Annotated in this window: 9 protein-coding genes; 2 read left to right on the top strand and 7 right to left on the bottom strand. The window is 64.5% G+C overall.

Annotated elements, in window-relative coordinates; translation table 11 throughout:
• Nucleotides 1–173: LysR family transcriptional regulator (locus EOA32_RS29165; RefSeq protein ID WP_145971378.1), on the bottom strand; the 173-nt coding region annotated here is incomplete at its 3' end.
• Nucleotides 174–269: 96 nt separating this feature from the next.
• Between EOA32_RS29165 and EOA32_RS29160 the strand changes: the two genes are divergently transcribed.
• Nucleotides 270–1226, top strand: coding sequence for an SDR family oxidoreductase (locus EOA32_RS29160; protein ID WP_128373557.1), 957 nt, complete (start codon nucleotides 270–272; stop codon nucleotides 1224–1226).
• Between the two features lie 64 nt (nucleotides 1227–1290).
• On the opposite strand, the gene EOA32_RS29155 is transcribed toward EOA32_RS29160, so the two are convergent.
• From EOA32_RS29155 to EOA32_RS29145, 3 genes are all read right to left on the bottom strand, one after another.
• Nucleotides 1291–1449: a DUF3309 family protein gene (locus EOA32_RS29155; protein WP_040991775.1), complete on the bottom strand. Its 159-nt coding sequence runs from the start codon at nucleotides 1447–1449 to the stop codon at nucleotides 1291–1293.
• Between the two features lie 99 nt (nucleotides 1450–1548).
• Entirely contained in the window at nucleotides 1549–4725 is a 3177-nt protein-coding gene (locus EOA32_RS29150; protein WP_095831003.1) for an efflux RND transporter permease subunit, read from the bottom strand.
• A 71-nt stretch (nucleotides 4726–4796) separates the two neighbouring features.
• Nucleotides 4797–5969 carry an efflux RND transporter periplasmic adaptor subunit gene (locus EOA32_RS29145; RefSeq protein ID WP_128373556.1) on the bottom strand — a complete coding sequence of 391 codons (1173 nt, stop codon included), beginning with the start codon at nucleotides 5967–5969 and terminating at the stop codon, nucleotides 4797–4799.
• Nucleotides 5970–5991: 22 nt separating this feature from the next.
• Here EOA32_RS29145 and EOA32_RS40665 point away from each other — a divergent pair, with 22 nt between their 5' ends.
• Nucleotides 5992–6126, top strand: coding sequence for a hypothetical protein (locus EOA32_RS40665; protein WP_275955525.1), 135 nt, complete (start codon nucleotides 5992–5994; stop codon nucleotides 6124–6126).
• Here EOA32_RS40665 and EOA32_RS29140 read toward each other — a convergent pair.
• From EOA32_RS29140 to EOA32_RS29135, 3 genes are all read right to left on the bottom strand, one after another.
• The gene (locus tag EOA32_RS29140) at nucleotides 6114–7046 is read right to left on the bottom strand and encodes an aldehyde dehydrogenase family protein (RefSeq protein ID WP_245499416.1); all 933 of its coding nucleotides are present in this window, start codon (nucleotides 7044–7046) and stop codon (nucleotides 6114–6116) included. The two genes, EOA32_RS40665 and EOA32_RS29140, sit on opposite strands and share 13 nt — an antisense overlap.
• Nucleotides 6986–7390, bottom strand: coding sequence for a hypothetical protein (locus EOA32_RS40175; protein WP_245499415.1), 405 nt, complete (start codon nucleotides 7388–7390; stop codon nucleotides 6986–6988). Before EOA32_RS40175 ends, EOA32_RS29140 begins: the two co-directional genes overlap by 61 nt.
• A gap of 118 nt (nucleotides 7391–7508) precedes the next feature.
• On the bottom strand, nucleotides 7509–8481 hold a 973-nt coding region (locus tag EOA32_RS29135), incomplete at its 5' end, for a patatin-like phospholipase family protein (protein WP_145971377.1).

The raw sequence follows: 8481 nt of genomic DNA, 5'->3' as shown, positions 1-8481 counted from the left end.
CCTTTCGGCCGCCCGCGCCGGAACAGCGTGACGCCGAGCGCCTGCTCCAGCTCGGCGATGTGGCGGCCGAGCGTCGGCTGGCTTGATGCGAGCTTGCGCGCGGCGGCCGAAAGGCTGCCGGTCTCGGCCACCGCGACGAAGCTCTTGATCAGATTCCAGTCGAATTCATTCATTCGTTTTTGAATAACAGAGTGCCAATCTTAGTCAATTTCCATTCGGCTTTGAAGACGTCAGATTAAGTGAGCAAACGCAAACAACGGAGACGAACAATGACCAAGATCGCAATTCTGGGCGCCAATGGCCGGCTCGGACGCGTGGTTGCCAAGGCCTTCATCGACGCCGGTTTCGACGTCCGCACCGTCACCCGCACCGGCAAGGTGCCGGCCGAGCTCAAGGGTGCTATTGCCGTCGCCGGCGACGCTCTGGACCGCCAGTCGCTGATCCGCGCCACGCGAGACGTCGACATCATCTTCAATGGCTTGAACCCGATCTATACCGACTGGGACAAATGCCTGCCGATGGCCGAGAACGTCATGGCAGCCTGTCGGGCGAACGGCGCGCTGCATCTCTTCCCTGGCACTGTCTATAATTACGGCTCGCCGATGCCGCAGGTGATCACCGAGGAAACGCCTTTCCATCCTACCACCGAGAAGGGCCGCATCCGCGTCGCCATGGAGGAGCTTTTCCGTCGCGAAGCCGATGCGGGCCGCGTGCGCACCATTCTGCTTAGGGCCGGCGACTTCTTCGGCGGCACCGGCAGCGGCGGCTGGTTCGATCTCGTCGTCGCCGCCAAGATGGAAAAGGGGGTCTACACCGCCGCCGGCCCGGCCGAACTCGTGCACGAATGGGCCTATCTGCCCGACTTCGCGGTGGCCTTTGTCGCACTGGCGCGCAATCTCGATAAGCTCGGCTTTTACGAGGCCATCAATTTCCCCGGCCACGCCGTCACCGATCTCGACATCCAGGCCGCCGCCGAAAAGGCGCTCGGCCGCAAGCTGAAACTCACCTTCATGCCCTGGTGGGTGCTGCGCGCCGGCAGCCCGTTCGTAACCATTTGGCGCGAGATCGTCTCGATGTCCTACCTGCGCTTCGAGCCGCACCGGCTGGCGTCAGCGCGGCTGGAAGAGGTCATCGGCGAAATCCCGCACACCCCGCTCGACCGAGCAGCGGCGGAAGCGATGCAAGACATCGGCATAGCCGTCGCGCCCCACGCGTCAGCCGCCTGAGCAAAGAACAACCTCAAGATGAAAACGGCCGGACTTCAAGGCCCGGCCGCAAATCGTCGTCGGTTCAGATCCTGCCCATCAAAAGCAGGATCAGCAACACTACCAGAATGACTCCCACAATCCCCGAAGGCCCATAGCCCCAAGACCGCGAGTGCGGCCATGCCGGCACGGCGCCGATCAGGATCAGGATCAGGATTATTACGAGAATTGTACCGATCGTCATTGAAAACCCTCGCCGTCTGGTTGAACTTCGAGGGAACAATGCAAAAAGCCGCCCGGTAGTTCCCGAGCGGCTTCCATGTACCTGAGTTGCGAAGTCGCCCTACTCGGCGGCTTTCGGGAAGGCGACCGCCGGCTCGGCATTGGCTTCCGCTACCGGCTCGCCTGTCGAGAGCTCGCCCTTGCCGCGGCGGAACAGGCGGCCGAACCAGCCACGCCGGGCGCCGGGCTTCACCTTGGCGCGGGTGAACACCATCAGCATCGAGGGCGTCACCACCAGCGTCAGCAAGGTGGCGAAGGACAGGCCGAAGACGATCGCCGACGACAGCGAAATCCACCATTGCGTCGATGGCGCGTTGATCGTCGTCTCGTGATGGAAGATTTCGAGACCGAGGCCGAAGGCGATCGGCAGCACGCCGAGGATCGCCGAGACCGCCGTCAACACCACGGGCCTGGCGCGTTCGCGGCAGGTCTGCAGCACGGCATCCATCTTGTCCCAGCCTTCCTCGCGCAGCCGGTCATAGGTGTCGATGAGCACGATGTTGTTGTTCACCACCACGCCGGCAAGCGCAATGACGCCGATGCCCGACATGACGATGCCGAAGGCCTCCCCTGTCAGAAGCAGCCCGAGGAACACGCCGATGGTCGCCATGACGACGCAGGAGAGAACAAGCCACACGCTGGTGAACTTGTTGAACTGCGCGAGCAGCACCAGGAAGATCAGGAAGATCGCGGCGCCGAAAGCCTTGCTGAGGAAGGCGCTGGCTTCCGCGCTGTCCTCGTTGGAGCCAGCGAGCTTCCAGCGTATGCCGCTGCCGAGATCCATGTCGGCCACGGCCTTGGTGACTTCCGCCTGCACCGCTGCCACTTGCGCGCCGGCGCTGACATTGGCTTGCACCACCACGGTGCGCGCGCCATCGATGCGGTTGAGGACGCCGACTGTCGGCTCGGGCTTCCTGACCACGAAGTTCGAGATCGGCACCGAGCCTTGCGAGGTCTGCACCCTGAGCTCGTCGAGCGTCGAGAGCGTGCGCCGGTCTTCCGGCAGACGCAGGCGAATGTCGACGGCGTCGTCGGCGCCGGCCGGCCGGTACTCCGACAGCTTGAGACCGTTCGTCACCAGCTGCACCACCGTGCCCACCGAGGTCGGGCTGATGCCGTATTGCGCCGCCTTGGCGCGATCGACCTCAAGCGCCCAGTCGACGCCGGGCGGCGGCAGGCCGTCGGAAACATCGATCACGTTGGGGATCTTGGCGATGCGCGCGGCGACGGCGCGCGCCTTGTCGTCGAGCCCAGCCGGGTCGGCGGCCGAAAGCCTGATCTGGATCGGCTTGCCGGTCGGCGGGCCGGCCTCGGGCACGCGCACTTCGACATCGACCCCGGGAATGCCGGCCATGACGCCACGCAAATCGTCGAGGATCTGGTTGGCGGATTTGCGCTCGCGCCAGTCGACGAATTCGTACTGGATCACCCCGACCACGTCTTCCGGGATGTCCTGGCCGCCGCCTTGCGTCTTGCCGACGCGCGTATAGACCGATTTCACGCCGGGCCAGCCGAGCAGGCGGCTTTCCGCCGTCTTGGTTGCGGCGTCCATTTCGGCCAGCGAAAGGTTGCCGCGGGCATGCACATAGAGCAGGCCGTAATCCGGCTCGACGCTGGGGAAGAACTCGACGCCGGCGCCGTATTTCGAATAGGCGAAACCGACGCCGACCAGCAGGCCTACGGTGAGCAGGATGACGGTGATCGGGAAACGCACCGCCTGTTTGACCAGAGCCATATACCAGCCGTCGCGATCGCTGTCCTCGTGATGCGCCGGCGCCTTGGCGAAGATGGCGCCGAGCGTCGGCGCGAAGACCAGCGCATAGAGCATCGAGGCCGACAGCGTCACGATCAGCGTGATCGGCATGTACTTCATGAAGTCGCCGATGATGCCGGGCCAGAAGAGCAGCGGCGAGAAGGCGGCGATGCGCGTCATCGTCGCTGCGATGACCGGGCCGGCCATGCGCTTGGCGGCTAGCGCGAAGGCATCGGCCTTCGGCATGCCCTCGCTCATGCGCCGCTCGGCGAATTCAGTGACGATGATGGCATCGTCGACCAGCATCCCGACCGCCAGGATGAGGCTGAACAGCACGATCATGTTGATCGTGTAGCCCATCATCGCAAGCAGCAGGATGCCGATCAGGAAGGACGACGGAATGGCAAGGCCGATGAGCAGCGAGGCGCGTCCCGACAGCGCGTAGAGGATGACGATGAACACCAGGATGACCGCGATCATCACATGGTTCTGCAGGTCGCCCAAAAGCTGGTTGACGAAGACCGACTTGTCCTGCGTGTAGGTGACGTGCATGCCTTCCGGCATCGTCTTGATGAAGGTGTCGGACACTTCCCGAACATGGTTCAGCGTGTCGATCAGGTTGGCGCCGATGCGCTTCTTCACCTCGATGGCGATCGCCGGCTTGCCGTCGAGGCGGGTCACCGTCTCGGCGTCCTTGAAGGTGGAGCGGATGGTGGCGACGTCCTTGGCCTGCACCACGGCATTGGGCGTGGCGACGACCGGCAGCTTGGCGACGTCCTCGGGCGTCTCGATGAGCGACGGCACCTTGACCGCGTACTTGCCCTCGGAGCCTTCGAGATTGCCGGCCGCGACCAGGCTGTTGGAGGCGCCGACGCCCTGGATGACCTGATCGAGCTGGAGTCCGTAGGAGGAGAGCTTCACGGGATCGATGACGACTTCAACCAGATCGTCGCGCGCGCCCTGCAGCGAGCCTTCGAGCACGCCCGGCACCTCCTCGATGCGATCACGCAATTCGCGCGCCGCCGACGTCAGCACGCGCTCCGGCACGTCGCCGGAAAGCGTGACGACGAGAACGGGGAATTCCGATACGTTGACTTCAGTGACGGTCGGCTCCTCCGCCGCCTGCGGCAGGTCGGCCTTGGCGTCCTGCACCTTGCTGCGCGTGTCCTGCAGCGCGGTGGCCAGGTTGGTCTGCGGCTGGAACTCGACCAGCACGTAGCCGCCGCCCTGGAAGGCGGCCGAGCGCATCTCCTTGAGCCCCTTCAGGCTCTTGAGCTTGCTTTCCATCGGCCTGAGCAGCAGCCGTTCTGAGTCCTCCGGCGAAATGCCCTGGTAGATCAGGCTGACATACATCATCGGAATTGGAACGTCCGGCTCCGCTTCCTTCGGCGTCGACTGATACGCGACCCAGCCCGCGACGAGCAGGAACATCAGCGCCGATATTGTGAGGCGGGCGTTGTGAATGGCGAGTCTGACGATGTCCATGACTTATGCCTGCTGTTTCCCTGGAAGCCGCGACATTGGCCAGCGGCGCCGGCCGAGCCGGCGCGGCCGCGCTATTGCGTGCCGGCGGAGGCTTCGCTGATCAGCTTGTTGATGGTTGCCTGGTCGGCCTCGACCGGCTTCACCAGATCGCCTTCCTTCACCAGTTCCTGGCCGGCGACGATGATGCGCGCGTCCTGCGGTATGCCGCCGAGCACCAGTCCCTTCGGCGTGTCGTCGACGAGGTCGATCGGGAAGAACGCCACCTTGTCGTCCTTGCCGACGGCGCGGATGCCGAGGTCGCCCTTGTCGCCCAGCGTCACCACCGAGCGTGGCAGCATGACCGCATCGGTCGGCTGGGCGCTGAGCGTGATCTCGGCCGTCATGCCGGCGGGGATGGAGCCGTCGGCATTGGGGATGGCCACCTCGACACGGAAGGTGCGGGTCTGCGAGGAGGCGTCACGGCTGATGTAGCGCACCGTGCCGGTAACCTTCTGGTCGTTGACAAGGCGCACATTGGCCTGGTCGCCGATCTTGATGTAGCGCAGGTCGCGCTCGCTGATCTCGCCGCGCGCGATCACCGGGTCGAGCTTGAGGATGGTGGCCACCTCGCCGCCCTGCATCACCGAGCTGCCGAGCTCGACGGGCACGCGGTCGATGACGCCGTCGAAAGGCGCCTTCACTTCGTTGCGGTCGAGTTCGGCCTGCGCCGTCTCCAGCATGGACTGCGCCGCCGTCAGGTTCGACCGAGCGGTGTCGAGCTGCAGCTTGGGCAGATTGCCGGTCTTGGCCAGCCGTTCGGCTGCGTCGAGCTCGGCCTTGCGCTGCGCCAGCAGCTGCCTGGCATTGTCGACATTCGAGAGCTTCTCCTCGGCGGCAAGCATCAGCACGAGGTCGCCGGTCTTGACGTGATCGCCCTGCTTGACCGGGAGCTTATCGATGACACCGGCGACGCGGACAGCAAGCACAGCGCGCTTGTCGGCTTCGGTCAGGCCCGAGATCCGTATCGCCCGCGCGAAGGTTTTGCGCGGCGGCGTCACCACCGCGACGGTGCGCAATGCTGCCTTCGGCTCGGCCTCCGCCGTCTTCGGCTTTTCGGCGCCGGACTGCGCGGCTTTGCCTGCTTCTCCCTGCTTCTGGTGGTCGGCGGCGCTGCCCACGGACGAGAACTCGCCCGTTGCCATCCAGGCAGCGAATCCGATGAGCACAGCAATGGCTGCAAGCTTGTGAAACCTGATTTTCGGCATCGTCATTTTTTCCGTTGCAGGCTTGGGCGAGGTCGACGGTTTCGATCCCCGGGCGCGCGGCCGATATGGGGGCGCGCAGAGCCATCTTCAATTTGCCGTGATCGGCGAAGCGCGCTTCTACCGCAAAGCCGTTGCGCAAAACAGTCAGAAACTTTGATGGATTATTGCGCCGCCGAATGGCTGCCGTTCCTGCACCAGATGCATCATGCTGTCGTTGATCGTCACGCCGCCGGCAACGGTTTCTCGCATGATCCTTTGGCGATTGGCGCTGTTCTTGCCGAACCAATAGAGGGCGAGCGGACGCTCGCCGCGGTTCACGTGATCGATTGCCTCATCTACCGCGCCGTATTCAACGATCGGCAGCACCGGCCCGAAGATTTCCTCGCGCATCAGCCGCAAACTCTCGCCGGCGTTCCTGACCAGGACCGGCGCCATCTTGCGGTCGCTCACGCCAAGCCTTTCATTTGCCGGGTTGACCTCGGTGACATCGGCGCCGCTTTCGCGCGCCTCGGCGATCATGTCGCTCAGGCGCCGCTGGTGCCGTTCGCTGATGATCGCCGTGTAGTCGGGATTGTCGCCCAGGCGCGGATAGAGCTGCGTCATCGCGCCGGCAAGTTTTGCGGCGATCGCCGCGCCTTGCCCTTGCGGGACCATCAGATAGTCGGGTGCGATGCAGGTCTGGCCCGCATTCAAGAGCTTGCCGTAGGCGACGCTTGCGACCGCAGCGTCGAGATCGCAGGACGCATCGAAGATCGCCGGTGACTTGCCGCCAAGCTCGAGCGTCACCGGCGTCAGATTGGCGGCCGCGGCCAGCGCCACCTGCCGACCGACAGCGGTGGAGCCGGTGAACAAGAGATGATCGAAAGGCATGGACACGAATGTCTTGCCGACTTCGGCATCGCCGACGACAACGCTCATCTCGTCGGAGGAAAAATGCTCTTCGACCAACCGGGCAAGCAGGTCTGAAAAATTCGGCGTCAGCTCGGACGGCTTGAGCAGCACCCGGTTGCCGGCGGCTAGAGCGGCAGTCGCCGGCGCGATGGCAAGCTGGAACGGATAGTTCCAGGGCGAGACGATGCCGACGACCCCGAGCGGCTGCGGCAGAAGGCGGTTGCGCCCGGCAGGAACGGCAAGCTGGTGGCGACGCGGCGCTCGCGCATCCAGCCGCGCAGATGCCGGACGGCGTGCTTGATGCCGGCGCGAACGACGAACAGTTCCGCAAGCCGCGTTTCCTGCGCCGCCCGTCCAGTGAAATCGCTGTCGATCGCCGTGCAGATCTCGGCTTCATGCTTTTCGGTCAGCGCCAGCAGCCGCTTCAGCCGGTCCTTGCGCACTGCGAGGCCAGGAAAGGGGTCCTTCTCGAAGGCCCTGCACTGCGCCTCAAACTTGACCCCGAGAGAGTTCTGTCTGGTCTGCAGCATCGCTACCTCCCGTTTACGTCGAGGTAAACTACTCGCGCGACGGGGGTGAATCCAGCATATCGCCGGTTCCGCAAGGGAAACTTCAGCGCCTGCTGAAACGTGCGACAGGGTTGGGCAACTAGGCTCGCCGGCGCGCTGACTCTGGCTTGATGCGCGCGGCGAGGAATTCCTTGACCCGCCGGCCCGGCGCCGGGCCGCGCATCGGCCTGAAGCCGTCGTCGAGCTCGCCCGAGAGGTCGAGCGTCGCTCGGCTGCCGACCGCGTCGTAGTTCTCCTCCAGCCAGTCGCTGGCCGCACTGCGGCCAAGGTCCCGCAGATAGGCGAGGAAGGCCCATTCGGCGTTGACCTTGGACGAGGCCGACAGATCCTTGAAAGCCTCGTCGGCATCGATGCGGTGCATGCGGATGTCGCGGTATTCGCCATGCGGCAGGCGTCCCGCCGCGATCAGTTCCTTGACGAAGGCGATCGAGCGGAATTCGCGCAGCAGCCCGGCATTGAAGGTGATCTCGTCGATGCGGTTCTGGATCTCGTTGGCGCTCTTCGGCGTGCCTTCGCGCACCACCGGGTTGATCTGCACGAGCAGCACGTCCTCGGTCGCCGCAGTCTTGAAGAACGGATAGAGCGCCGGATTGCCGCCATAGCCGCCATCCCAATAGGGCACGCCCTTGATCTCGACGGCGCGGAACAATTGCGGCAGGCAGGCCGACGCCATCACCGTGTCGAGGTCGATCTCGCCATCCGAGAAGACGCGCAGCTGCCCGGTCTCGACATTGGTCGCCGAAATGAAGAGCTCCATCGACTTGCAGGCGTGCACGTTGCCGAAGTCGATCTCCTTCTTGACCACATCGCGCAGCGGGTTGAGGCCGAGCGGATTGGCGACGTAAGGCGAGAAGACCCGCGACATGGTGTCGAAGAAGAAATAGCCGGGCGTGTTCTCGATCGACCAGTTCCCCCAGACGACGTCCCACGGCATGCGTTGCACCGGGCTGAACCGCCCCTTCGAGGCCACAGCACGCCAGAAATCATCGAGCTTTGTGCGCGCGCCCTCGACGCCGCCGCGCACGAAGCCGTCGGCCAGCGCCACCGCATTC

The organism is Mesorhizobium sp. M1A.F.Ca.ET.072.01.1.1, assembly GCF_004023325.1.
Classification (GTDB): domain Bacteria; phylum Pseudomonadota; class Alphaproteobacteria; order Rhizobiales; family Rhizobiaceae; genus Mesorhizobium.
The sequence above is the reverse complement of the archived record's forward strand: the minus strand, read 5'-3'. Positions and strand labels throughout refer to the sequence as shown.

Excerpts from the sequence above, each read along its gene's own strand:
- EOA32_RS29155 (WP_040991775.1), bottom strand. The coding sequence starts at position 1,449 with ATGACGATCGGTACAATTCTCGTAATAATCCTGATCCTGATCCTGATC.
- EOA32_RS29150 (WP_095831003.1), bottom strand. The coding sequence starts at position 4,725 with ATGGACATCGTCAGACTCGCCATTCACAACGCCCGCCTCACAATATCG.
- EOA32_RS29160 (WP_128373557.1), top strand. The coding sequence starts at position 270 with ATGACCAAGATCGCAATTCTGGGCGCCAATGGCCGGCTCGGACGCGTG.
- EOA32_RS29145 (WP_128373556.1), bottom strand. The coding sequence starts at position 5,969 with ATGCCGAAAATCAGGTTTCACAAGCTTGCAGCCATTGCTGTGCTCATC.
- EOA32_RS40175 (WP_245499415.1), bottom strand. The coding sequence starts at position 7,390 with ATGCTGCAGACCAGACAGAACTCTCTCGGGGTCAAGTTTGAGGCGCAG.